A 25745-nucleotide genomic window follows, 5' to 3' on the forward strand; every position below is an offset into this window, starting at 1 on the left:
ATAGGGGCAGTGCGGATTTTACGCATGGCCCCTATTTTTTTAATAATGCAATCTTATTGCGCCACATCGGTCCATTGGCCGTCATTTTTATGGCTGCGAATAACTGCTTCAATAAACGCCATGCCGGCGACGCCATCATTCACATTTGTCAGCCAGCGTGTCGCCTCGGGGACCGGTTGACCGGCGTTGATCGCCGTAATCTGCAAGGCGGCATCCGCATACAGTTGCGCGAAAGCTTCAAAGTAACCTTCGGGATGACCGGCGGGCACGCGTGTGGCGTGCGCTGCTGCGGCGCTGGCGACGCGGCCCGGCGTCAGGCGTTGGGCATTGCCGCCTTGTGGTGTTAGCCACAATTCGTTCGGATTTTCCTGATTGAAGGCGATCTGCGCTTTGCTGCCGTAGAGTCGCACACGCAAGGCGTTTTCACTGCCGGTGGCGACCTGACTGGCCCATAACGTGCCGCGTGCGCCGTTGGCGTAGCGCAGCATGACTTGGACATGATCATCGATTGGGCGGCCGGGGACGAAAGTTGATAATTCGGCTAGCAATTGGGTGGGCGTCTGGCCGCTGATGAATTGGGCTAGTTGATAGGCGTGCGTGCCGACATCGGCTAGCGTACCGCCCGGGCCTGAGCGTAATGGGTCGTTGTGCCAGTTATCGGCCGCCCCGGTATCGGTTCGACCGATGGAGGCGGCTAGCCAGTCCTGTGAGTATTCGACTTGGATCAAGCGTAGTTCGCCTAGCTCACCAGCTTCAACCAATGCCTTGGCGTGGCGCACCATCGGGTAGCCGGTGTAAGTATGGGTGAGGGCGAAGACGCGGTTTTTTTGTTGGGCTAAGGCTGCTAGCGCCTGACCTTCTGCTAGCGAAATGGCTAGCGGTTTGTCGCAAATGACATGAATACCGGCTTCTAAAAATGCTGTAGCGACAGGGGCGTGCAGATAGTTCGGTGTGACAATGGCAACGACATCAATGCCGTCGGGGCGCGCGGCTTCTTGACGCGCCATTTCTTGATAGTCGCTGTAGCTGCGGCTGGGGTCGATGCGGATTTCTTGTGCGCTGCTGGCGGCGCGGGCGGGGTCGCTGGATAAGGCTCCGGCCACCAATTCATAATGATCGTCCAGCCGCGCTGCTATGCGATGTATTGCGCCGATGTAGCCATTTTGTCCGCCGCCTACCATGCCTAGTCTTAATCGCCGTTGCATTGTTGTTTCCTTTGTTTCTTGTGTCTATAAAATTTGTTCAACTTCAGAGGCCGAGTAGTTTGTTGATTTGGTCTTGGTCCACTGTGCCGCTTGCAAAATCATCAAAAGCACGGTCTGCGACGCGGATGATGTGTTGTTTGATGAATGCTGCGCCTTCTGCTGCGCCGTCTTCGGGATGTTTCAGGCAGCATTCCCATTCCAGCACAGCCCAGCCGGGGAAATCATATTGCGCCATTTTTGAGAAAATTGCCTTGAAATCGATTTGTCCATCGCCGAGTGAGCGGAAGCGTCCGGCACGGTCTTGCCAGTTTGAAAATCCACCGTAAACACCTTGTTTGCCGTTGGGCCTAAATTCTGCGTCTTTGACGTGGAATGCTTTGATGCGGTCGTGATAGATGTCGATGAAGGCCAGGTAGTCGAGTTGTTGCAGCATGAAGTGGCTGGGGTCGTATAGGATGCTGGCGCGTGGGTGTTGGTTTACGGCTTCTAGAAAGCGGTCGAAACTTGTGCCATCGTGAAGATCTTCGCCGGGGTGGAGTTCGTAGCAGAGGTCGACTCCTGCTTCGTCGAAGGCGTCGAGGATGGGGAGCCAGCGGTTGGCTAGTTCGGTGAATGCGGTTTCTACGAGGCCGGGCGGGCGTTGTGGCCACGGGTATAAATAGGGCCACGCTAGTGCGCCTGAGAATGTGACGTGGGCTTTAAGGCCTAGTTTTTGGGATGCTTTTGCGGCGAGTTTTAGTTGTTCGATGGCCCAGGCTGTTCGGGCGGCTGGATTGCCGCGCACGTGAGGGGCAGCGAAGTTGTCGAATAGGTCGTTATAGGCTGGGTGGACTGCTACTAGCTGTCCTTGTAGATGAGTTGATAGTTCAGTGATTTGCAGGCCGTGCTGGCTTAATACGCCGGTTATTTCATCGCAGTAGGTTTGGCTTTGGGCTGCTAATGTTAGGTCTAATAAACGGGGATTGGTTGGTAATTGGAGGCCTTTGTAGCCGAGGTCAGCTGCCCATTTGGCTAGGTTTTCCAATGTATCGAATGGGGGATTGTCGCCCATGAATTGGGCTAGGAAGATGGCTGGGCCCTTGATGGTTTTCATGGTTTATTCCTTGTTAATTGGGGTTGTTTGGACGGAGTGCCATCGCCTGGCACTCCACCAAACTCAGTTTAAAACGGCGAATTAGGAAAATAAAACTGCTTAGCATTTTCCTTAGTAATCAACACCGAAGGAATAATAGTATTAGCAGGCAATTTCTCCCCCTTCAATCGCGCTTCAGTCGTTATCTTAATAGCGTCATACATAAACTTCGGTGAATAGGAAACATCCGCCAAAATCTGTGTATCAGATCCGTCCATAATTTTCTTAACCGCACCTTTAGCACCCGCGCCGCCAAACACTTCCTTAATATCAGTCCGCTTAGTTTGCTCAATCGCTTTCTGTACCCCAATCGCCATATCATCATCCGCCGCCCAAACAGCATCAATCTGTTTAAAGCGCGTCAAATAATCCTGCATCACTTTAAATGCGTCATCCCGATTCCAATTACCGTATTTCGCATCCAAAATCTTAATCTCAGGATGGCCCTTCATCACCGCACTAAACGCATCAAAACGCGTATTGTCCAGCGTAGTCGGCATCCCGCGGAGCACCAAAATATTCCCTTTTCCATTCAGACGCTTAGCCAGATATTCAGCCGGTAACTTACCGAAAGCCGCATTATCACCAGCAACATAAGCATCCTGCGCATCCGTCGTTGTCAGCCCACGGTCCACCACAGTGACGTACACACCCTTATTCTTAACTTGTGCCACAGGCTGGGTCAGCGAAGCAGATTCAATCGGAAAAATCACCAATGTATTGATCTTGTTAACCGTCAACATATCCTGTAATTGATTAGCTTGTTCCGGCGCGGTAGCAGCGGTTTTGACGATGATTTTTAAACCGGGATGGGCTTTTTCCAACTCTGCTTTCGCCTCATTCGCCCACCAGACGATACCTGCGGTAAAACTATGGGTTGCGGTTGGGATTGCAACGCCCACTACAATTTTTTCTGCCGCAAATGCCGACACAGCAGTTAAAGCCAACAGTCCTGCACCTGCTAAACGGGTGATACGTTTCATGGTGTTTCCTCCAAGTTATGGGTGTCGTGAGCGACAATCCCTTTGTAAAAATCCTGTACTGATTGATGCCGTAATGCGTGTTGCAATTGATGCTTTGATCTATCCAACGTTATCGCCGATTCCGCTGCAAAAAAGCGACTGCGATAATCACGATGCCTTGCACGGCAGCGTTCAGATAAACGCTAATAATGCTAGTCAGATTAAGAATGTTGCTGATGACCGAAAGCAGGATGGCGCCAATCACTGTCCCAACAATCCGCCCCTCGCCACCTTTTAGCGCAGTGCCGCCGACCACGACCGCAGCGATGGCCTCCAGCTCCCATAGCAAACCGGTAGTAGGCGATGCAGAGCCAAGCCGGGGAACGTACAAAATCGTCGCCACACCAACGCACATTCCCAGAAAAATATACGTCGAAATTTTGACGAGATCGACCCGAATCGCCGCGTAACGCGATACTTGTTCGTTCGATCCAATCGCTTGCACGTGACGTCCAAACGTCGTGCGATTAAGAATCACCGCGCCGCCAATCGCGACTAATAAAAATATCCAGATGGGAATCGGCACACCCAACACGCTGGTGTAATACACCGGGCTGTAGAGGTCGGACAATTGATTGTCTAACGTCAGCGCACCGCCATCGGCCAGATACGTCAGAAATGCGCGGAATATCCCCAGCGTGCCTAGCGTGACAATAAAAGGCTCGATCTTTCCTTTGGTAATCAGCAATCCGTGAATCAAGCCAAACGCGGCTCCGAGTACCAGCGCCATCACTATCCCCAGCACTACGATCGTCATCGGACTAAAGTGAACGCCACCAAAACCATGCATCAGCGTATTCATGAGATAAATCATGCTGCCAGCAATCAGTGCTGCCATTGATCCCACCGACAAATCAATCCCGCCTGAAATAATCACGAACGTCATGCCGACCGCGATGATGCCGATAAAGGCGGTGCGGGTGAGCACGTTCATCATATTGTCGACTGTGGCAAAGTCGGGATTGAGCAGCGTGCCGACGATGCACAACGCGATCAATCCGAGCAATGGGCCCATATTTTTGATGCGGCCGAAGATTGCAGCTGCGGAGCTGGTACGTGCGTTAGTGTGTGCCGGTTGCATGTGCAATCAACTCCTCTTCAGTCAAATGCTCGCTGTCGAGCGTGGTTTGTAGGGTGCCTGCGCGCATCACGGCAACGCGATGGCAAAGGCCGATAAGCTCGATCAATTCGGACGAAATGACGATGACTGCACGCCCTTCCATAGCCAATTTTTTAATCAAAAAATAGATGTCGCGTTTGGCACCGACGTCGACCCCACGGGTTGGCTCATCCAGAATGATGACGTTGGGATCGGGGTGCAAAATTTTGGCTAACGCCAGTTTTTGCTGGTTACCGCCGGACAGCATGCTGGCTTTGATATTGCCGCCTTTATCGCCGGTACGGATGTTGAATGCCGTGATCGCGTCGCTCATCGCCTTTTTTTCTGCATTAACGTTTAGCCATGGATCTGCGTAGCGTTCTACCGTCATCATGGTCAGGTTTTCGCGCAGGCCAAGATTGACGTGCAAGCCTTTACCTTTGCGGTCTTCGCTTAAATAGGTGATGCCCTGTTGCATTGCCTGACGTGGATTGCGCAGGTCGACTGGCTTGCCATTCAATGTTATTTTTCCGGCGCTGCGCGGACGCAGGCCAATTAACGCTTCGAAGGATTCGGTACGACCTGCACCGACCAGCCCGGCAAAGCCTAATATTTCTCCAGCGCGTACTTCAAACGTTAAATCTTTCGACCAACCCGGTACGCTTAAGCCATCAACTTTCAGCAAAATCGGCGCATCGGCGGCGTGGCCAGATTTCTCAGGAAACATGTCCGACAGATCGCGGCCAACCATCAAATTCGCCATTTGTTGTCGCGTTAATCCGGCTGTAGGCTCACGGGTGATAAAGCGACCATCGCGCATAATGATGACTTCATCGGTCACGCGTTCGACCTCATCGAGTTTGTGCGAAATGTATAAAATGGTGACGCCGTCGGCGTTGAGCTGATCCATTACGGCAAATAATCGCTGTGTTTCGGAGGAGGTCAGGGTGGCGGTCGGCTCGTCCATAATTAGAAGTCGTGCTTTGCGTGCCAGCGCTTTGGCGATTTCGACCAACTGTTTTTCGGCCACGATCAAATGCCGTACTTTGGTATCGGGGCTGATATCCAGACCGACCTGTTGCAGATAACCCGTAGCCTCGGTCCGCATCGCAGCATCGTCGAGCAACCAGCCTTTGTGCTTTTCATGGCCGAGAAAAATATTTTGTGCCACCGTCAAATGTTCGGCGAGATTGAATTCTTGATGGATTAACACAATCCCCAAAGCTTCGGCGTCGCGGGAGCTGGTGAAGCGTCGCGGTTCACCGTCAATGACCAACTGGCCATCGCTAACGTTCTCGTACCCAGCCAGAATTTTCATCAGCGTCGATTTGCCTGCGCCGTTTTCTCCTAGCAGGCCATAGACGCGTCCCGGCGTTAAATCAAAATTGACGTCATGCAACACGCGCACCGGGCCAAAATCTTTGCAGATGTTTTTGAAGCTAACGGTATGTGAATGACGGTTAGGCAATTAAGTACTCCCTCGAATAACCAGTTGATGATTCAGCAAAATGCCGGGAACCGGCACCGTGGGCGCATGCAGACGTTGCAATAGAAGGTTTGCCGCGGTTTCGCCCAATGCGCGCATTGGCTGGGCAATCGTCGTTAAGCCCGGATTAATTTGTGCCGCGACGGCGATATCATCGAAGCCGATTACCGCGACATCTTCTGGTACACGCTTGCCAAGTTGGCGCAGGCCGCTCAGCACACCTATGGCAAGCGTATCGGAGACTGCAAAAATCGCCGTCGGCGCATCAGGTTGGGCCATCATCTCCAGCGTGGCAGCCGCCCCTGCGGCGTAATCCAGACATTGCACGGTTTTGCACCATTCGGGACGCGGCGTCAGCCCCGCAGCGGTCATGGCGTCGAGGTAACCAGCTTGCCGTTGCCGTGCATACAGATAGCGTTCATCCGAGTTGATTAAACCGATACGCCGATGTCCCCGTTCCAGCAAATGCCGGATCGCGTCGCCCGCAGCCCGTTGGTTATCGATGCTGACGTAAGGTACGGCAACTGTGGGATCGAACTCACAGCAGGCGACCCACGGCAAGCCCGTGGCATCGCTCGCCGATGCGTGTTGAATCGTATCCGGATCAAGGCAAATCGCGCCATCCGCACGACGGGTGCGGAGCAAGTCGAAGTAGGAACGCTCTTGTTTTGCATCCGCGCCGGTGTCGCACAGCAGCACGAAATAGCCATGTTGAAGCGCCACTGAATTGATGCCGCGCATGATCTCTGCATAGAACGGATTGCCAATATCTGGCACCATCGTCAGCAGTAATCGGCTTTCGGCGGTGCGTAAGTTACGTGCCAGATAATTCATCCGATAACCAAGCGTTTCGACAGAGGCCAAAACCTTGTCCCGCGTCTTTGGCCGCACACCGTCCTGGGCATTCATAACCCGTGAAACTGTGGCGACAGAAACCCCTGCATGCTCTGCGACAGCTGCAATCGAGACTGGCGAATCAGGGGTGGAAAAGGAGGGTTCAATAGGATGCATGTCAAATGAATAAAAAATGTAACCGATTACATTTTTATCCAAAGAAATCAGTTAAGCAAGAAGAGTTGATGTTGCAATGCAATACTTGTTGTTCAGAATAATTGATTTCGGTGGATTGCCAGCAACGTGATAATCCACCGAAATCGGAAGCCAATTTGGTCATTGGCAGAGGAGTAGGGGAAGTTATTTTTAACAACCGATAGCCGCTAAAAATAACCTTTAAAAGACATTTAGATACAAATGAGCCTGTTTTGTCAGACGTGGTATTAGCCTTTGGTCACGCGTATCTGATCCAAAATATGCTTCGGCACCGCCGCATAATGTTTGAATTCCATCGTGTACGTTGCTCGCCCCTGGGTAAGCGAACGTAGCGTGGTGGAGTAGCCAAACATCTCTGCCAGAGGGACTTCTGCGCGGATAGTTTTGCCGCCGCCGCCAGCGATGTCGTCAGTTCCCTGCACCATGCCGCGGCGTGATGACAGGTCGCCCATGACGTTGCCCATGAAATCTTCCGGCGTTTCTACCTCGACCAACATCATCGGTTCTAGCAATACCGGATTGGCGCGCCGCATGCCTTCTTTGAACGCAATTGATCCAGCCATGCGGAACGCGTTTTCATTGGAATCGACATCGTGATAAGAACCAAAGGTCAGCGTTGCCTTGACATCGACCACCGGATATCCCGCCAGCACGCCGCTTTTGAGGGTTTCCTGTATGCCTTTGTCGACTGCTGGAATGTATTCACGCGGTACTACGCCGCCTTTGATGGCGTCTACAAATTCATAGCCTTTTCCTGGGGCAAGTGGTTCCAGTTTCAGGACCACGTGCCCGTATTGCCCACGTCCACCGGATTGTTTGACGAATTTTCCTTCGACGTCTTCCACGGCTTTGTGAATCGTTTCGCGATAGGCGACTTGCGGCTTACCGACGGTGGCTTCAACGCCAAATTCGCGACGCATCCGATCTACCAGAATTTCCAGATGCAATTCGCCCATGCCGGAGATGATCGTCTGGCCAGATTCTTCATCGGTATGTACTCTGAATGATGGATCTTCTTGCGCCAGACGATTTAACGCCATCCCCATCTTTTCTTGATCGGGCTTGGTTTTTGGTTCCACCGCCTGTGAAATTACCGGCTCAGGAAAAATCATGCGCTCAAGGATAATCACGTGTTCCGGGTCCGACAATGTGTCGCCGGTTGTTACGTCTTTTAGCCCCACTGCGGCCGCGATATCGCCCGCATACACTTCTTTGATTTCTTTGCGTTCGTTGGCGTGCATTTGCAAAATACGGCCGAGTCTTTCCTTTTTGCCTTTGACCGGAATATAGACCGCATCGCCAGAATTGACCACGCCGGAATAGACCCGGAAAAAAGTCAATTGACCAACAAAAGGATCGGTCATGATCTTGAAAGCAAGCGCAGAAAATGGCTCATTGTCAGCGGGATGGCGTTCAATTTCCTGATCGTTTTCGTCGTGCCCTAGGATCGCCGGGACGTCTAGCGGCGACGGCATATATTGGACGACTGCATCCAGCAGCGCCTGCACGCCCTTGTTTTTGAACGCGCTGCCGCACAGCATCGGGACGATCTGGTTGGCAACGGCGCGTACACGCAGGCCGTGGATGATTTCGGCCTCGCTAAGTTGTGCGCCGCTGAGATATTTTTCCATCAGTTCGTCGGTTGCCTCGGCAGCTTGCTCGACCATTTTGTCGTGCCATTCTTGCGCCAAAGCAAGCAAGTCGGCAGGGATTTCTCGATAGTCAAAAACTACGCCTTGACTTTCGTCATCCCAAATGATGGCTTTCATCTTGACGAGGTCGATCACGCCCAAAAACTGATCCTCTGCGCCGACAGGAATCTGAATCGGAACAGGGTTGCCTTTGAGTCGATCTTTGATCTGTTGATATACGCGGAAAAAATCTGCGCCGACCCGATCCATTTTGTTGATGAAGGCCACACGCGGAACGGCGTATTTATTTGCTTGACGCCAGACTGTTTCGGATTGCGGTTGCACGCCACCGACGGCGTCATACACCATGACGACGCCATCTAGCACGCGCATGGAACGCTCAACTTCAATGGTGAAATCGACGTGACCGGGGGTGTCGATAATGTTAATCCGATGCTCGGCGAAATTTCCGCCCATACCTTTCCAGAAGGCAGTCGTAGCCGCCGACGTGATGGTGATGCCGCGCTCTTGTTCCTGCTCCATCCAGTCCATCGTGGCTGCGCCATCGTGGACTTCGCCAATTTTATGCTTGACGCCGGTGTAGAACAAAATGCGTTCGGTAGTCGTGGTTTTGCCAGCGTCGATGTGCGCGCTGATGCCAATATTGCGATAGCGTTCGATAGGGGTCTTGCGGGTCATGATAGTGCCTTTTAAGGTGGTATAGCCCAGATTGTCCGGGCGTCTTGGTACGTTATGAAAAAGTTGACTTGCCGGACGGTGTCATTACACCGTCGTGCGAATTCGGGCCAAAGGAGGGGCGCAAGCTACGGCTCCTTTGACCAACACGAATTACAGCAATCAACTTGTCATAGGTACGCATACCAGTTCCTTGAAAGCGAACACAAAGTCGGAGAGATGAATGAAGGGAGATTATCATTTTTTCCACCGACGGGTGATCTGGAGTGGGATATGCGGCGTTCTTCTTGTAAAACAATAGGCATTACAAATTTTTCCGCATCGCGGAATATCTGGGCGTGCAGTTGGCTCTTAATACCGGCTTTCTATGTGTGGGTTTTTCCGCGGGTTCTCGGAATGCGGTCACGTTTGATTCTGAATTTCCGCACAAAAATGGGGCATTATTTTATCTCGGCTGAAATAAATCTTTATAAATCAGTGACTTGGCATTGTTGCGTTAGTTGGCACGAAGTCTGCAATACCCGCCACACAATTCAATCAACAGGAGACAGACATGTCCAAGCTTCCCCCAACTACGGCAGCCGATAACCGGAAGCGTATTTTCGCTATCGTCGGCGCTTCGTCCGGCAATCTGGTCGAGTGGTTCGATTTTTATGTTTACTCGTTTTGCGCGATTTATTTTGCCCCGGCATTTTTCCCTAGCGGTAACCCAACCACTCAATTGTTAAATACCGCCGGTGTATTTGCGGCTGGTTTTTTGATGCGCCCGATCGGCGGCTGGCTGTTTGGACGCATCGCCGACAAGCATGGTCGTAAGGCGTCGATGATGATTTCGGTGCTGATGATGTGCGGCGGTTCATTGATGATCGCTTTTTTACCGACTTATGCCACCATCGGCGCGGCTGCACCGGTATTTCTATTGATCGCACGCCTGTTTCAGGGGCTGTCGGTGGGTGGCGAATATGGCACCAGCGCGACGTACATGAGCGAAGTGGCGCTGAAAGGCCGGCGTGGCTTTTATGCTTCATTTCAATATGTGACGTTAATCGGCGGGCAATTACTGGCCGTGTTGGTGTTGGTCATATTGCAACAATTGCTGAGCACTGAGCAATTGCGAGATTGGGGTTGGCGCGTGCCGTTTATGCTGGGCGCAGTCGGGGCAGTCGTTGCGTTATATCTGCGTAAATCCTTGAGCGAGACTTCCACTGCAGAAACCCGAAAGAGCAAAGATGCAGGTACGCTAGCCGGACTAATGAAGCACAAGGGCGCGTTCATGACGGTAGTCGGTTTTACCGCAGGCGGCTCGTTGATTTTTTATACTTTTACCACGTACATGCAAAAGTATCTGGTAAATACGGCAGGTATGAATGCCAAGACCGCCAGCAGTGTGATGACGGTCGCGTTGCTGGTTTATATGTTGATGCAACCGCTGTTCGGCGCGTTATCCGACAAAATTGGTCGTCGTACTTCGATGTTGTGGTTCGGTGTGCTGGCAACACTGTGTACCGTGCCCATCATGCACGCACTGAAAGATGTATCGAATCCCTATGCAGCCTTTGGTTTAGTGGTGCTGGCTTTGGCGATTATCAGTTTCTATACCTCGATTAGCGGTTTGATCAAAGCGGAAATGTTTCCGCCGGAAGTGCGCGCTTTAGGCGTGGGATTGTCTTACGCGGTGGGCAACGCGGTGTTTGGCGGTTCGGCTGAATTTGCGGCGTTATCGTTGAAATCGATCGGTATGGAGTCTACTTTTTATTGGTATGTCACCGCAATGTGTGCAATTGGATTAGTGGTCACATTCCGGATGCGTGATCCAGGTAAAGAGGGTTATCTCAAAAACGAAGCTTAAGGCGCAAATTTTCTGATCTGCGCTGCTGACGGTGAAGCGCGCTAGCGTTAATATGACTTCCGTGGCGCAATTCGGCGCCACATTTCAATGACGTTGAATCTACGTATTCGGCTAGCGCGCGATTTATGCACCCATTGGCAACTATGTTGGCGATCAGATGAGCTTTAAAAAATCCACGGTTTTGCTGGTGTCGGGCATCGGTTTTATCATTGCGGTGGTCTTTGCAACGTATGTACTTGCCGCGATCAAAGCGACTAATGACAGCCGGGAAGCGGGCGAAGCGCAGCTACAGATCATCGCACTCGATCTTGAATCAGTATTAGAAAAATTCGAAACCCTGCCGTTCGCGCTGGGCTATCAGGCCGATGTCGAACAAGCATTAACCCATCCAGATGACCCGGTCGTCATACAGCGTCTGAATCTGACTTTGCAGGCAATTCAGCGCCAATCGAAAGTAGTCGCGATCTATATGCAGGATCGCAACGGCATGACGCTGGCATCCAGTAATTGGGATCAGCCATTCAGTTTTGTCGGCAAGGATTTCCGCTTTCGCCCCTATTTTTTGGAAGCAATCAAAGGCCGTGCCGGACGTTTCTATGGCATTGGCAATGCGACTAACCAGCCTGGCTATTTCATTGCTCAGCCTGTCTATCCTTCCGGCGCGGTGCACGGATCGGTTGCGCCTATCGGTATCATGACGGTCAAGATCGATTTGGCAGAATTTGAAGATACCTGGCGCAGTAGCGAAAGCCCCATCACACTTACCGATCAAAGCGGAGTGGTGTTTTTAAGCAATCGTCCCGCCTGGAAATATCACAGCTTGCAACCGTTGGATAACGCGGTGCAGAACGATATGTCGGGGACACTGCAATACGCTAACCAAACTATCACGCCGGTTGCCGCGCTGCCGAAGGCGACGCAGGCTGGATTCGGTGCGCATTTGACGCGACCGATTGGCCGTCTGGGATGGCAACTGATGTTGTTTCCGTCGCAGGCACGGGTCCAGCGGGTGGCGTCATTGTGGACTTTGGCGGTGTCGTTATTGATGGGAACGGCATGCGCAACATTGTGGGCGATGTACCAGCGCCGCCGCCGTTTGCAGGAGCGGCTGGAGTCGCGCAATGCATTGCAACGTGCAGCGGTAGAACTAGAACAAAAAATCGTACAACGCACGCAAGAGCTGCAATTAGCCAATCAGAATCTTGAAATTAAATATGTGAAATTAAAGGAAACCGAGCATTTGCTGCGCTCCACACAAAACGAATTGGTGCAGGCCGGTAAGCTGGCGATGTTGGGCCAGATGGCGGCTGGCGTTACCCATGAATTGAATCAGCCGTTGGCGGCGATCCGCGCTTTTGCCGATAATGCCGTGACTTTTTTGGCACGCGGCCAGGCGACGCAAGCAGGTGAAAATCTGGCGCATATCAGTGCTGCCAGCGCCCGTATGGGAACTATCATCGGGCAACTCAAAGGTTTCGCCAGAAAAAGTCACGAAACCGTCGCTGTGGTCGATTTGGCGCAGGCAATTAATGCCTCCGCAGCATTATTACAAAACGAATTTAAACAGCATGCAGTGCATCTTGATATCGAGATTCGTGAGTCCTTACAGGTGATCGGCGATACGGTAAGGGTGGAACAAGTGCTGATTAATTTGTTGCACAATGCGATCGATGCGGTCGCCACGGTAGAGCGAAAATCCATCTGCGTGTCATTAGAGCGCGAAGAAAATACCGCCGTTATCCGTATCCGCGACTTCGGACCGGGTATCCCTGAACAGGTAGCGCAGCATTTGTTTGCGCCATTTTTTACGACTAAACCATCTGGTAAAGGGCTTGGCCTTGGTCTGGCGATTTCTTCGTCGATTGTGCAGGCGATGGACGGCCAATTGACGGCAAATAATCATAGCGATGGTGGCGCAGAATTTCTGCTGCGATTGCCGTTATTGCAAATTATGGAGTCTTGATGGAAACCAGCGTATTGACGCTTGAAGCGGTATTAATCGAAGATGAAGACGCGGTGCGCAAGGCGACTGCGCAAACGCTTGAGCTGGGAGATTTTACGGTGCACGCTTGTGAAAGCGCGGAACAGGCGCAGCCGTGGTTGCGTGCCGATTTTGCGGGCGTAATCGTGACCGACGTGCGCTTGCCGGGCCGTTCAGGGCTGGAAGTATTGGCGCAAGTCGTCGCGCTGGACCCAGACCTGCCGGTAATCGTTGTGACCGGTCATGGCGACGTCAGCATGGCGGTAGAGGCCATGCGTCAGGGCGCTTACGATTTCATAGAAAAGCCGTTCGCCTCGGAAAGATTGATGGAAACTGCCCGCCGCGCACAAGAAAAGCGTCACCTTGTCCTGGAGAATCGCCGTCTTAAGGCCGCATGGTCAGCGCATCCGGACATGCCCGCGATGATCGGACAATCTGCGGCAACCGAACGGGTGCGGACCATGATTCGGAGTGTCGGCCCGACTGCGGTCGATATCCTGATCAATGGGCAGACCGGCACCGGTAAAGAGGTGGTCGCACGCCAGTTGCATATCGCCAGCGGGCGCAAAGGGCCTTTCGTCGCGATCAATTGCGGTGCGCTGCCAGAATCGGTGTTCGAAAGTGAAATTTTCGGGCATGAAGCGGGTGCTTTTACCAGTGCGCAGAAACGTCGCATCGGTAAACTTGAATATGCCAAAGGCGGCACGGTATTTCTGGATGAAATCGAAAGTATGCCGCTGGCGTTGCAAGTGAAGTTATTGCGCGTGTTGCAAGAGCGCCGTCTGGAACGATTGGGCGGTAACGACAGCATCGAGATCGATTGCCGCATCGTCGCCGCCACCAAGGTCGACTTGCTGGAACTCAGCGCGGCTGGCAAGTTTCGGGAAGACTTGTATTACCGGATTGGCGTCGTCAGCATAGGCTTGCCACGTCTGTCCGAGCGGCGCGAAGATATCCCATTGCTGCTAGCCTATTTTGCGCAAGGCGCTGCGGTCCGCTATCAACGGCCGCTTCCAGAATGGTCGCCAGCCGATATGACGCAATGGCAAGCACGCGACTGGCCGGGCAACGTGCGCGAGTTACGCAATTTTGCTGATCGCCTGGTGTTGGGCGTGGCCGAAGGCTGGGCAGATAGCCATGATCGGCTGCCAGAAATCGCGGCTGATGCTGCCACCTTGCCGCAGCAGATCGACGCCTATGAACGCAGGTTGATTGCCGAAGCGCTGACTGCCAACGAGGGCAATGTTGCGCTGACGGCAGAGCGCCTCGGCTTACCCAAAAAAACCCTGTATGACAAACTTAAGAAATATCAGTTGGCTGCCGGGCGGGCGATTGATTGAGTTGCTGTGAGTTACATGACTTGTTTTAAGTTGCGTTGGAAGAGGGCTTAAGGCCTTGTTACTTTTTTCGGAAATCGGTTTTTTTGTCGTCTGAATTTCCATCCAGATTTTCTTATATTTTCTGAAAATCCTTGTGAATTCGTGTGAGTTTCTATGCGCTTCAGCATAAAAACCACTAGTTTTCAGACCTTTGCTAACGCAGTTTGCGTATGGCATAGCACGTGCTTATAACGACGTTGGCCAGTCATCAAGCGCCGCGATAAATAATGTTAATGGAGATAGAAATGGATACGCAACGTCGCAATTTTTTGCAAAAAACAGGTTGTTATGCAGCCCTTGCCGGGTTGAGCACGGTTGTGCCGCAAGTGTTTGCGCGGACGACTGGCAGCACCGCTATGGGCAAGTTGTCGATAACGGAAATGTCGCAGCGGATGGCCGCCGGTTCGCTCACCAGCCGCCAGCTAGTAGAAGAGGCGATTGCCGCTATCGGCGATCCAAATCTTGAGGGTGCGCGTGCTTTCATGACCGTGTACGCCGCGCAGGCGCGGGCGGTGGCGACTGAGATTGATGCGCAGCGCCGCAAAGGAATCGTTGCCTCGCCGATCGCCGGTATTCCTATCTCGATCAAAGATTTGTTTGATGAAGCAGGGCAAACTACATTGGGCGGTTCTACGGTATTGATTGGGCAACCTCCTGCAGTGCGTGATTCGACGGTTGTTGCCAGATTGCGTAAGGCTGGAGCGGTCATTATCGGACGCACTAATACCGTCGAATTTGCCTATACCGGATTGGGCGTGAACCCGCATTACGGCACACCAAAAAATGTGTATGACCGTGCTACCGGCCGGATTCCAGGCGGTTCGACCTCAGGCGGAGCGATTTCTGTCGGCGACGGTATGGCAGTCGCTGCTATCGGTACCGATACTGGCGGCTCGTTGCGGATTCCGGCGGCACTTAACGGTTTGGTTGGATTTAAACCGACACAACGCCGTGTGCCGTTAGAAGGCGTGATGCCTTTATCAACGACGCTGGATTCAGCAGGGGCAATTAGCTGGAGTGTGGCCGATTGCACGCTGATGGATGCAGTGCTTACCGCCGAGGCCGTCCAGGTGCCGGATGCGCCCTCGTTGCGTGGATTACGCTTTGCTGTGCCAAAGACTTTCTTTCAAACCGACTTGTCAGAGCCGGTGGCACGTGCATTTGCTATCGCCCTGTCGCGACTGTCCGCAGCGGGTGCAACGATCGTCGAATTGCCGATGGCTGAGTTTGCGCAAGCGGCAAACATCAATCCACGCGGAATGATCACTGCTTCGGAGGCCTATGCCTGGCACCGCAAATATATTGAGAATGGCGCTGACAAGTACGATCCGCGCGTATTGGCTCGGATCAAAACCGGTGCGGCCATCAGCGCGCCCGATTATGTGCAGTTGCTGACGCTGCGGCGCGAGTTTATCCGCTCGATCAATCAGGCCGCAGCTGGCTATGATGCGATGCTGATGCCAACCACACCGGACATCGCGCCAACTATTGCCGAGGTGTTGAAGGACGACGAGAGTTACTACCGCATTAATGGCCGTATGTTGCGCAATCCGTCAGTTGTTAATTTGTTTGATGGTTGCGCACTTTCTGTGCCTTGCCATCAAGCGGGTGACGCGCCAGTCGGTCTCATGATCGCGGGTACGCAGAATACCGATCATCGTATTCTGGCGATCGGGCGTTCGATAGAGGCAGTGGTCGCACCGCGTCGGGTTTAAGAGGTTATCGACTTATTTGTTGCGAGCCGCTTTGCGGTTGCAATAGGGTTGACGAAATAAAAGGTGCTCACAATGCAGATTGTGGGCACCTTTTATTTAATGCATTAATGGCATTAATGCAGCTTGTTCAGACCTCTTTGCTGGCATGGGCTAACGCCTGTTCGACATCTGCCAGCAGATCCTCCGGGTCTTCGATGCCAGCACTAAAGCGGACGAGTCCTTCCGTCACGCCATTCTTCAAACGAATAGCCTCGGCCACAGCGCTATGCGTGGTGGAGGCAGGATGACAGGCTAACGAATCGACATCGCCGACCGATACCGCTTGCGTGACCAGTTGCAAACGATCTAGGAAGAGACGCGCCATCGCACGGCCACCGCGAAACTCAAACGACAGGATGCCGCCGAAACGTCGCATCTGGCGGCGCGCAATTTCGTGTCCGGGATGTGAGGGCAGGCCGGGGTAATACACGCGCTCTACTGCCGGATGGCTATGCAAGAACGCGGCGATTTGTTGTGCGTTGTCGCAGGCGGCCTCGATTCGCAGCGGCAACGTTTTTAAGCCGCGAATAAACATGAAGGCCTCATGCGGACTCATGCAGCCGCCAAGTTCTTTCATGCCGATTGAACGGATGGTTTTCATCAGGTCTGCGCGGCCCAAAGCTACACCGCCAGTGGCGTCGCCATGACCGCCGATGTATTTGGTCGCCGAATGTACAACGACATCGATCCCCAGCGCCAACGGCTGGGTCAGGCATGGCGTAGAAAAAGTGTTGTCGGCAACGCTGAGAATTCCAGCCTCATGCGCAATACGCGCAACTTCTGCCAGATCAATAATGCCCATCACCGGATTGGCTGGCGTCTCCACATAGATCAGTCTGGTACGTGGGCTGAGTTGCGCCTGAACACTGGCCAAATCCGGCACTGGAATCGTCCGAATGCCAAGGCGCGGCAATAGTCCGCGTAATATCCCGTCAGTCCCGCCATACACCGTGCCGACATAAATGACCTCATCCCCGGCAGAAACCAGCCCAAGCAATGTCGATGAAACAGCGGCTGAGCCACTGGAAAATGCCACAGCGCTTTCTGCGCCTTCTAGCGCAGCCATCTTCGCTTCAAAGGTTTGTACGGTCGGATTGGCAAAGCGACTGTATAAGAATCCCGGTTGCTCGCCGTTAAACCGCCGCACACCCGCATCGAAATCGTCATATGCAAAGGATGACGTAGCGACGATCGGTGTCGCGGTGGCACCGGTGGTGATATCCGGTGCCTGACCGGCATGTACGGCTAAAGTACGCAAACCAAAGGTGCGGGATAGCGGCTGTTTTGGCGTTGACATGAAATCTCCTTGATGAAGGGCAAATGGGCGATGGTGATTGTACAAACTATCGCGGTCAGACGTAAATATTCGGCAGCCTATCTTGTGGAGCGGTCTTTTCGGTGTAAAGGGGTTCGTGATTCGCTGCTAACCTATGAACATCAAAGTTTTAGAGCGTTTGGGCAAGGCGATGAGGCCGACGTGCAGCCGCCTCACAAATTAGCCGCACCATCACTGTTGCGCACGCACCAGTACATTGATTTTTGCTGCTGCGGCCAATAATTTAGGCAGGCTCTTTTCTAGCAAACTGGCCGGTCCCGGATTGTTTACCTGACCGCTGATGTTGATTGCCGCGACGACCCTGCCATTGCGATCGACAATCGGTGCTGCCAGCGAGACCAGCCCTTGTTCGAGTTCTTCACTGATCTGACACCAACCCTGAATCCGCACTTGTTCGATTGCCGCTTGCAAGCGCTCCGGATCAACTATTGTGTGTGGTGTTAATGGCGTTAGCGTCATGCTGGCAACGCGTTCTTTGAGTGTCGCAGGCGGCAAACCGGCCAATAGCACTCTTCCCATCGATGTGCAGTAAGCCGGAAGACGGCTGCCAACGCCAAGATTGATCGACATGATTTTATGGGCCGGGACCCGTAATACATAGACGATTTCATCACCGTCCAACACAGCGGCAGAGCAGGATTGGCGCAGACTCTCCACCAACTCTTCCATTACCGGCTGCGCCTGCGTCCATACCGGCAATGACGACAGGTAAGCGAAACCCAATTCCAAAATTTTAGGCGTCAAACGAAATAGACGTCCCTCAGTCTCGACATAGCCGAGATGTAACAAGGTCAGCAAAATCCGTCGTGCACCAGCTCGTGTCAACCCAGCCCGTTCGGCGACTTCAGTCAACGTCTGGGCCGGTGCGCCAGCCCCAAAACTGCGCAGCACAGCCAGTCCGCGTGCAAAAGATTGCACATAGCTGTCGCCGGGTTTGGGGTCGGATGCGGCAATTTGCGTGTCTTCGGCTTCTGATAACGGAACAGGATGCAACATTCAAACCTCTTTTCTTTTGCTTAACATGCAACGATGCGCATTATTGTAGGCCACGGACAACAGCGCTATGTGCCGATTTTTACGCCCACCTCTGATCCACCTAATTTCAATAATCGACCAGACAAGACCATTGACAAGGCCTTATCGGATGACTATTCTTACGTCATTAAGTTCTAAATACGAATATTTGTTCATTATAAGAACTTTTCTATCGATTTTCAACCAATTGTTCGAATAGGCCATGATTAATAAAATTGTCCATACCGTAGCAGACGCGCTAGCAGATATTCACGATGGCGCAACCGTCATGATTGGCGGCTTTGGAGGGGCTGGTCAGCCCGCCGAATTGATCGATGGCCTGATTGCGCAAGGCGCTAAAGATCTGGTGATCGTCAACAACAACGCTGGCAATGGCGAAACGGGCCTGGCGGCTTTATTAAAAAACGGTCAGGTGCGCAAGATCATTTGCTCCTTCCCACGTCAGGCAGATTCGCATATTTTTGATGGTTTATATCGCGCCGGAAAGATTGAACTGGAACTGGTGCCGCAAGGCAATCTGGCCGAGCGCATTCGTGCGGCAGGGGCGGGCATCGGCGCATTTTTCAGCCCGACCGGTTACGGCACGGATTTGGCAAATGGTCGCGAAACGCGCGAGATCAATGGTCGTATGTATGTATTGGAATATCCGATTCATGCAGATTTTGCGCTGATCAAGGCCGAGGCTGGCGATCGCTGGGGCAATCTGACTTATCGCAAGACCGCCCGCAATTTCGGCCCGATTATGGCCAGCGCCGCCAAGATCACCATTGCCTCGGTACACGATATCGTCGAGCTGGGCAGCATTGATCCAGAGACGGTCATCACACCGGGCCTGTATATAAAACGCGTGGTGCAAGTAGCACGCGTCGCCACCGGTCCGGCTGGCTTCAAGGCTTAAGGGGGAAAGAAGAATGAGTGAGAAATTAACCAACGCGACAACAACCGGCGGCAATATGAAAAAATGGTCCAGAGAACAAATGGCAGTGCGCGTGGCGCAAGATATTGCCGATGGCGATGTCGTCAACCTTGGAATTGGCTTGCCAACGATGGTCGCCAATCATTTGCCGAGTGATCGCGAAGTTATTCTGCATAGCGAAAACGGCGTGATCGGCATGGGACCGGCTCCCGCTGAGGGTGAAGAAGACTATGACCTGATCAATGCAGGCAAGCAACCGGTGACGCTATTGGCGGGCGGCTGCTTCTTCCATCACGCGGACAGTTTTGCAATGATGCGCGGTGGCCATCTGGATGTGTGCGTACTTGGCGCGTTTCAGGTTTCCGCCAGCGGCGACCTCGCCAATTGGCACACCGGCGCACCGGATGCGATTCCAGCCGTTGGCGGCGCAATGGATCTTGCCATCGGTGCCAAAAAGACTTACGTCATGATGGAGCATCTGACCAAATCCGGGGCGAGCAAACTCGTCTCCGAGTGCACTTATCCGCTCACTGGCATAGGCTGCGTTAGCCGGATTTATACCGATCTGGCCGTGATCGACTTGACCCCCGATGGCGCTAAAGTGATCGATATCGTCGCCGGATTATCGTTCGATGAGCTGCAAAAAGTGACCGCGGTAACGTTGGTCAACGCTTGCTGATACTGCCGAATTGCATAGATTGATTGCGCTGCCGAATGTTGCTGCGCAATCGTAGTAATCCTGACAAAAATGCCGTCATAACCCCTATACCTGTTACCTCTATATTCAGGAGATTTTAATGTCCCATGCTTTCATTTGCGATGCCCAACGAACACCCTTCGGTCGCTACGGCGGTGCGTTGTCAGGCGTTCGCGCTGACGACCTCGGGGCAGTCCCGATCCGCGCTTTAATTGCGCGTAATCCACAAGTCGACTGGCAAGCTGTGACCGACGTGATCTATGGCTGCGCGAATCAGGCAGGCGAAGATAATCGCAACGTTGCCCGCATGTCGGCGCTATTGGCTGGTCTGCCGATAGACGTCCCCGGCGCAACCGTCAATCGCTTGTGCGGATCGGGATTAGACGCTATCGGCACCGCGGCTCGTGCCATCAAAAGTGGCGAAGCAGGACTGATGATCGCTGGCGGCGTCGAAAGTATGAGTCGCGCACCTTTCGTCATGGGTAAGGCTGAAAGCGCATTTTCACGCGCCGCCAAAATGGAAGATACAACCATCGGCTGGCGCTTCATCAATGCACTAATGAAGGCTCAATACGGCGTCGATTCGATGCCCGAAACAGCTGAAAATGTCGCCACCGAATACGGCATCAACCGCGCCGATCAAGACAAAATGGCTGTCTCCAGCCAAATGAAAGCCATTGCTGCGCAACAAGCGGGATTCTTCGATAGCGAGATAGCACCGGTCACAATTACGCCAAAAAAAGGCGACGCCATCGTCATCAGCAAAGACGAACATCCACGCGCGACGTCGCTTGAGGTATTAGCAAAACTCAAGCCCATCGTCAAAGCAGATGGCACGGTCACAGCCGGTAATGCATCCGGTGTGAATGACGGCGCCTGCGCATTACTGTTGGCAAATGACGCCACCGCTGCTAAATATGGCCTGACCCCGAGAGCACGCATCGTCGGCATGGCTACAGCTGGCGTTGCGCCACGCGTCATGGGCATTGGACCGTTTCCCGCAACATTAAAAGTATTAGAACTAACCGGGTTGAGACTAGATCAGTTCGACGTAATCGAACTCAACGAAGCATTTGCAGCCCAAGGGTTAGCTGTACTGCGGCAACTTGGCTTGCAAGACGACGATCCCCGCGTCAATCCAAACGGCGGTGCGATTGCACTCGGACATCCACTAGGCGCATCCGGTGCACGTCTCGTCATGACCGCAATTAATCAGTTGCAACGGATTAACGGTCGCTATGCGCTGTGTACCATGTGTATAGGGGTCGGGCAGGGTATTGCGATTGTTATTGAGCGTGTTTGAGATTTTTAATATGGATTGAAGGGCGCGATGCGGTTGGAAATCTTGCGAAAAGTATTTTTGCTGCCGTGGAGTGTCGTTTTCAGTCTTGTTAATTGATAAAGATTCCCTTCCTCGCAAATCTGTTTGCGAGGAAGGGTAGAAGTGAAATAAACTATTAAATCTAGATTACTTGCTAGAAACGGTTAATAGCCGCTATAATCTTTCCCCTGTTGGGGCGTTAGCTCAGTTGGTAGAGCAGCGGACTCTTAATCCGTAGGTCGTGTGTTCGAGTCACACACGCCCCACCAATAGACATAAAGCTTCCCGAGTAATCGGGAGGCTTTTATGTTTTGATGGCTATACATTTTCTGCCATTCCCATATTTGGGAGTGTGTAACGCGATAATACATTCTGTAATGTCGGGTTTGCTTTCAGACTGATTTGCGTTTGATTCTGGGCGTACTATTAATCATTCAAGTAGCCTCTGGAAAAATGATTAGTGCTACCCGTATGAGATGAGATATTGGCCGGGAGTTTGGCGTGTTTGGTTTGGAGTCGTACTTAGAGCCAAAGACGTTAATCGGAGGATGAGATAGCCGTTAATCGAAGCAGAACTGCGGTGGGATGCGGGTAAGCACCACGTCAGCACTGCGGCTCATGCCATAAAAATCGCGGTTGCACATAGGTTTTGCAACCTTCAGGAATACACCATCTCCCGAAAAATCCGAGGATTTTTTAGTGGCGAATCTGGTGCGCCGCGATTGCTTAGTCGATGTCTTAATGAGTCCGCTTATTCGCCCTTACGTTCATTATTTGCGCGCAGGCTATGCCGATAAATGCGTCGTTGCGGCGCAACTTTAGCGCAAAGGCGATGCTAGCTAGACGTTTGTGCTGACAGTTTCGCTGTTGATGGCTTCGACCAAGCGGTCAACCTGCGCCTCTTCTGTCGCCCAAGAAGTCACCAGCCTAATGACTGAATTGTGCTCGCCCCGTTTTTCCCATACATAGAATGCAAAGAGTTTGCTGAGCGACGCAATTAAAGCATTTGGCAAGATAGGGAAAACTTGGTTGGTCTCGGTGTTAGCTGCTAACTCGTATCCCGCATTTGTTATTCCGGTCGCTAATTTTTTAGCCATTGCATTGGAGTGCAGGGCCAGATTAAAAAACAAATTAGTTGGTCCGAACAACTCCTGAAATTGAAGACCAAGAATCCGTCCTTTTGCCAGCAACCCGCCGCGCTGCTTGATATGGAAAGCAAAATCCTCGGCCAGCGATGGATTTGTAATGACGATTGCCTCTCCAAGAAGCGCGCCGACTTTCGTGCCTCCTATCCAGAACGCGTCCGTCAATAGTCCAATATCAGTCAGCGTCAAGTCGTTTTGGTAGCCGGAAAGGGCCGCTCCAAGGCGCGCACCATCCATATATAAGATCAGCTTTCGTTCTCTGCACAGGTCTGAGATCGCTTGCAGTTCTGCCTTAGAGTAAATAGTCCCGATCTCTGTCGCATTTGAGATGTATACCAAGCGGGGTTTGGCCATGTGCGGGAAATGCGCATTCGCTTCTAACGCAGCGCGTATGCCATCGGGTGTGAGCTTGCCATTCACTGGCGGGACGGTAATGATCTTATGTCCAATTGCCTCGATAGCGCCAGTTTCTCGCGTCACTATATGCCCGGAAGCTGCGGCGATAACCGCTTCATGGGGACGAAGAAAACTTCCGATTGTGATGATGTTGGCCAGGGTCCCACTTGCAACAAAGAATATTGCGCAATCTGGGTTAGCCAGGTGACTTCGAATTTTTGCCTTCGCTTCGTGTGAATATGCATCTTCCCCATAGGGTGCTTGCTGAACCGAGTTGGTTGCTGTGAGCGCTTGCAAAATCTGAGGATGTGCGCCCTCGCTGTAGTCGTCAAGAAAGCTGTAGGTGGTCATAAGTCATTTACCGGTAGGTTATTCGTATGGCGAAGTGCTCAAATACAACTGCTTCGTCCACCTCAGCGAATCGCTAGCCAGGTGGGTATCGGTCAAGTGCAGAGATACTGCGCAGTTGTGTAGCTTATCGATTGTGGCAGCTTGAAGCATGTAAAAAATTGATCTTTGTGTGGTGCAACTCAACTTGTGCACGTAGAGCATGCATTTCTCCACGAACGGTGGGGCTAATGGGTGCCTGGGGTGTTGAGTGGACGATGTTAACGTCAGTATTGCGAGGGCGCCTGTTGTACTTAACTTGATCTTTCATTTTAATTATCGTTGTTTCGGACATTCAAGCCTAACAACCCAAACGGTATTGTCGCGCCCTGATATCTCCTCGACGAATCCGAAGCCGTTGTTGTTCTTGTCCCGTTAGCCTATGCCTGGATGTGGCGTCAATCACATCGATTTCGTTTGCAAGGTAATAGCATTGCCCTTGCATGTTGTTCGTCATTCCCGAAACTCTTTTGTTCGTGATGACTGCGGCCCCCGGATCCGACATGCCAAGCCGTATTCTTTCCCGTGTTTCTGCGATTGTTTGTTGATCTGGACTGACAAAGCCACCGCTGCTTTCTCGGATTTTTACTGTTGTAGTTTGTTCGGTACTAAGGCATTTTTGATCTGAGTAAGTTGCTTTATGGTTTGATTCGCATTTGTATATTTGTCCCGATTGTGCGGCCTGCGGTGGTTGCGGCAGTTCTTGAGAGAATGTTCTGGCAGGATCTGTATTAGGCGGAGGCGAGTAGGCGTTATTTTTTGCTGAAGACGGCATTGGCTCGGATGCTGCTGGCGTGGGCGTTTTGACTTTTTCGGGAAATACGATTGATTTGGACATCATCCAAACGATTCCGGTAACTATGCCGATTGCCAATACTAAACTCACAATTCGGCTGATCAAGTCGTTATGCATACTCTTCCCTTGCTCTTTTTATAGGTAGATCACCAGTTGCCATGCTTGGTTAAGAGCAATATTGTATATTTAAGCACAACTTTATAGGGTGCGATTTCATCATAAAAATTGTCGACCGTCGTTGCGAATGCGACGATCAATCGCACACATGCAATCCTTCATCGGGCGATATTAGATGGGGAATGGATACGCTCAGATCCGGTTGACGGAGGAAGACATGACGATGGTGTTCGTTACATATGCAACCAATTTTGCGGTCCGTAGTCTGGCCGCATTATTTTTCTTTGCCACCGTGCGTGGGGCTGACTTCGCCATTGGCCAGCAAAGTCGGCAAAATAGCGATCAGCCATGCTTGAAATTCTGCAATTGCCTCAGCCTTTTCAGTATCGAAAGGCGAAACTGCGAAGTAACTACCGCGGGCCGGTGCCGTAATGTCGAACAGCCGTATTAGACGACCGCTGGCAAGATGGTTGTGCGCCAGGCAACTGCGCGCCAGGGCGATGCCCTGATCGGCCGCAGCGGCATCTAGCAGATGCATCGGGTCATCATAAACCGGGCCTGTCTTCGGCTCGCTTTGCTTGATGCCAGCGACCATAAACCAAGGCTCCCAGCCGCCATGATGCGCAAATCGCAGCAACGAATGGCGTGGCAGGTCTTGCGGCGTGATCGCTGGATGGTTGGCGGCGAACGCTGGGCTGCATACCGGAAAAACCACTTCTTTGAACAAACGTTTATAGCGGAAATTCTTGTCAGCGGCGCGGCCGTACCAGATGGCGACATCGGCATCGTTGAAATCAAGTTCGCTCAATTCGTGCGCGCTGTGCAAGCTGATGCTGAGGTGCGGATGCAGTTGATGAAATCCTGCCAGTCGCGGCACCAGCCAAGCGCTGACGCTTAACGTTTGCGATCCTTGCTGGCGCTCGATCCGGCCCAATTGCAACGCGCGATCCAGGGCCAGCAACGCTTGCCGTACTTCTCCCGCCAGCAAACGGCCGCTGTCGGTCAATACCATTTTGCGACCATCTCGCTGGAACAGCTTGCGGCCCGTGCGCTGCTCGAGGGCACGGATCTGATGACTGATAGCGCTATGCGTCAGATTTAGTTCCTCACCGGCGCGGGTGTAGTTGCCGAGGCGGGCGGCTGCTTCAAAAGCACGTAAGGTCTGGGTGGGTGGCAGGCGTTCAAACATGAGGGCAACGGTTGATTATTGGCTGTTCGGATAATCGGTTAATTCTATTCACATATAAGGATAAAACACTTCGTTGGCTTTCGTATAGCTGGCTGTCTACTATCGACAATATTCTGTTCTTATTAG

The 25745-nt window shown here is 52.4% G+C and carries 19 protein-coding genes and 1 tRNA gene; 8 read left to right on the plus strand and 12 right to left on the minus strand.

Annotated features, from left to right (window positions below; genetic code table 11):
- Positions 1-53 precede the first annotated feature (53 nt).
- From C7W93_RS01665 to fusA, 7 genes are all read right to left on the minus strand, one after another.
- Positions 54-1205, minus strand: coding sequence for a Gfo/Idh/MocA family protein (locus C7W93_RS01665; RefSeq protein ID WP_225869724.1), 1152 nt, complete (start codon positions 1203-1205; stop codon positions 54-56).
- Positions 1206-1248: 43 nt separating this feature from the next.
- The gene (locus C7W93_RS01670; RefSeq protein ID WP_108438456.1) at positions 1249-2298 is read right to left on the minus strand and encodes a sugar phosphate isomerase/epimerase; all 1050 of its coding nucleotides are present in this window, start codon (positions 2296-2298) and stop codon (positions 1249-1251) included.
- Between the two features lie 68 nt (positions 2299-2366).
- Positions 2367-3320: a substrate-binding domain-containing protein gene (locus tag C7W93_RS01675; protein WP_108438457.1), complete on the minus strand. Its 954-nt coding sequence runs from the start codon at positions 3318-3320 to the stop codon at positions 2367-2369.
- Between the two features lie 109 nt (positions 3321-3429).
- Positions 3430-4440, minus strand: coding sequence for an ABC transporter permease (locus tag C7W93_RS01680; RefSeq protein WP_108438458.1), 1011 nt, complete (start codon positions 4438-4440; stop codon positions 3430-3432).
- Positions 4421-5926, minus strand: coding sequence for a sugar ABC transporter ATP-binding protein (locus tag C7W93_RS01685; RefSeq protein ID WP_108438459.1), 1506 nt, complete (start codon positions 5924-5926; stop codon positions 4421-4423). Before C7W93_RS01685 ends, C7W93_RS01680 begins: the two co-directional genes overlap by 20 nt.
- Complete coding sequence (locus C7W93_RS01690; RefSeq protein ID WP_108440422.1) at positions 5927-6955, minus strand: LacI family DNA-binding transcriptional regulator; 1029 nt, start codon at positions 6953-6955, stop codon at positions 5927-5929.
- A gap of 266 nt (positions 6956-7221) precedes the next feature.
- Entirely contained in the window at positions 7222-9324 is a 2103-nt protein-coding gene (fusA, locus tag C7W93_RS01695; protein ID WP_108438460.1) for an elongation factor G, read from the minus strand.
- Between the two features lie 550 nt (positions 9325-9874).
- On the opposite strand from fusA, the gene C7W93_RS01700 reads away from it, so the two are divergent.
- The 4 genes from C7W93_RS01700 (at position 9875) to C7W93_RS01715 (ending at position 16245) form a co-directional block, all read left to right on the plus strand.
- Positions 9875-11170, plus strand: coding sequence for an MFS family transporter (locus tag C7W93_RS01700; protein ID WP_108438461.1), 1296 nt, complete (start codon positions 9875-9877; stop codon positions 11168-11170).
- A 157-nt stretch (positions 11171-11327) separates the two neighbouring features.
- Positions 11328-13133 carry an ATP-binding protein gene (locus C7W93_RS01705; protein ID WP_108438462.1) on the plus strand — a complete coding sequence of 602 codons (1806 nt, stop codon included), beginning with the start codon at positions 11328-11330 and terminating at the stop codon, positions 13131-13133.
- Positions 13133-14491 (plus strand): sigma-54 dependent transcriptional regulator, encoded by a 1359-nt coding sequence (locus C7W93_RS01710; protein ID WP_108438463.1) that lies wholly within the window; start codon positions 13133-13135, stop codon positions 14489-14491. Before C7W93_RS01705 ends, C7W93_RS01710 begins: the two co-directional genes overlap by 1 nt.
- A 395-nt stretch (positions 14492-14886) precedes the next feature.
- Entirely contained in the window at positions 14887-16245 is a 1359-nt protein-coding gene (locus tag C7W93_RS01715) for an amidase (protein ID WP_225869841.1), read from the plus strand.
- A gap of 127 nt (positions 16246-16372) precedes the next feature.
- On the opposite strand, the gene C7W93_RS01720 is transcribed toward C7W93_RS01715, so the two are convergent.
- Together C7W93_RS01720 and C7W93_RS01725 are read right to left on the minus strand one after the other, a co-directional pair.
- Positions 16373-17581: a PLP-dependent aspartate aminotransferase family protein gene (locus tag C7W93_RS01720; protein ID WP_108438465.1), complete on the minus strand. Its 1209-nt coding sequence runs from the start codon at positions 17579-17581 to the stop codon at positions 16373-16375.
- A gap of 210 nt (positions 17582-17791) precedes the next feature.
- Positions 17792-18616: an IclR family transcriptional regulator gene (locus C7W93_RS01725; RefSeq protein WP_108438466.1), complete on the minus strand. Its 825-nt coding sequence runs from the start codon at positions 18614-18616 to the stop codon at positions 17792-17794.
- 241 nt (positions 18617-18857) lie between these two features.
- On the opposite strand from C7W93_RS01725, the gene C7W93_RS01730 reads away from it, so the two are divergent.
- The 4 genes from C7W93_RS01730 to C7W93_RS01745 all read left to right on the plus strand — a co-directional run bounded on the left by C7W93_RS01730 (position 18858) and on the right by C7W93_RS01745 (position 21858).
- On the plus strand, positions 18858-19553 hold the full coding sequence (locus tag C7W93_RS01730; RefSeq protein ID WP_108438467.1) for a 3-oxoacid CoA-transferase subunit A: 696 nt from the start codon (positions 18858-18860) through the stop codon (positions 19551-19553).
- Between the two features lie 55 nt (positions 19554-19608).
- The gene (locus tag C7W93_RS01735; protein WP_108440423.1) at positions 19609-20250 is read left to right on the plus strand and encodes a 3-oxoacid CoA-transferase subunit B; all 642 of its coding nucleotides are present in this window, start codon (positions 19609-19611) and stop codon (positions 20248-20250) included.
- A 118-nt stretch (positions 20251-20368) separates the two neighbouring features.
- Positions 20369-21571, plus strand: a complete 1203-nt coding sequence (pcaF, locus tag C7W93_RS01740; RefSeq protein WP_108438468.1) for a 3-oxoadipyl-CoA thiolase — start codon at positions 20369-20371, stop codon at positions 21569-21571.
- A 211-nt stretch (positions 21572-21782) separates the two neighbouring features.
- A tRNA-Lys gene (locus C7W93_RS01745) sits at positions 21783-21858 on the plus strand.
- Positions 21859-22428: 570 nt separating this feature from the next.
- On the opposite strand, the gene C7W93_RS01750 is transcribed toward C7W93_RS01745, so the two are convergent.
- From C7W93_RS01750 to C7W93_RS01760, 3 genes are all read right to left on the minus strand, one after another.
- Positions 22429-23481 carry a low specificity L-threonine aldolase gene (locus C7W93_RS01750; protein WP_108438469.1) on the minus strand — a complete coding sequence of 351 codons (1053 nt, stop codon included), beginning with the start codon at positions 23479-23481 and terminating at the stop codon, positions 22429-22431.
- Between the two features lie 337 nt (positions 23482-23818).
- Positions 23819-24430 carry a hypothetical protein gene (locus tag C7W93_RS01755; protein WP_108438470.1) on the minus strand — a complete coding sequence of 204 codons (612 nt, stop codon included), beginning with the start codon at positions 24428-24430 and terminating at the stop codon, positions 23819-23821.
- A 274-nt stretch (positions 24431-24704) separates the two neighbouring features.
- On the minus strand, positions 24705-25619 hold the full coding sequence (locus tag C7W93_RS01760) for a LysR substrate-binding domain-containing protein (RefSeq protein WP_108438471.1): 915 nt from the start codon (positions 25617-25619) through the stop codon (positions 24705-24707).
- Positions 25620-25745 lie beyond the last annotated feature (126 nt).

This window comes from Glaciimonas sp. PCH181, assembly GCF_003056055.1.
In the GTDB taxonomy this organism is placed as follows: Bacteria; Pseudomonadota; Gammaproteobacteria; order Burkholderiales; family Burkholderiaceae_D; genus Glaciimonas.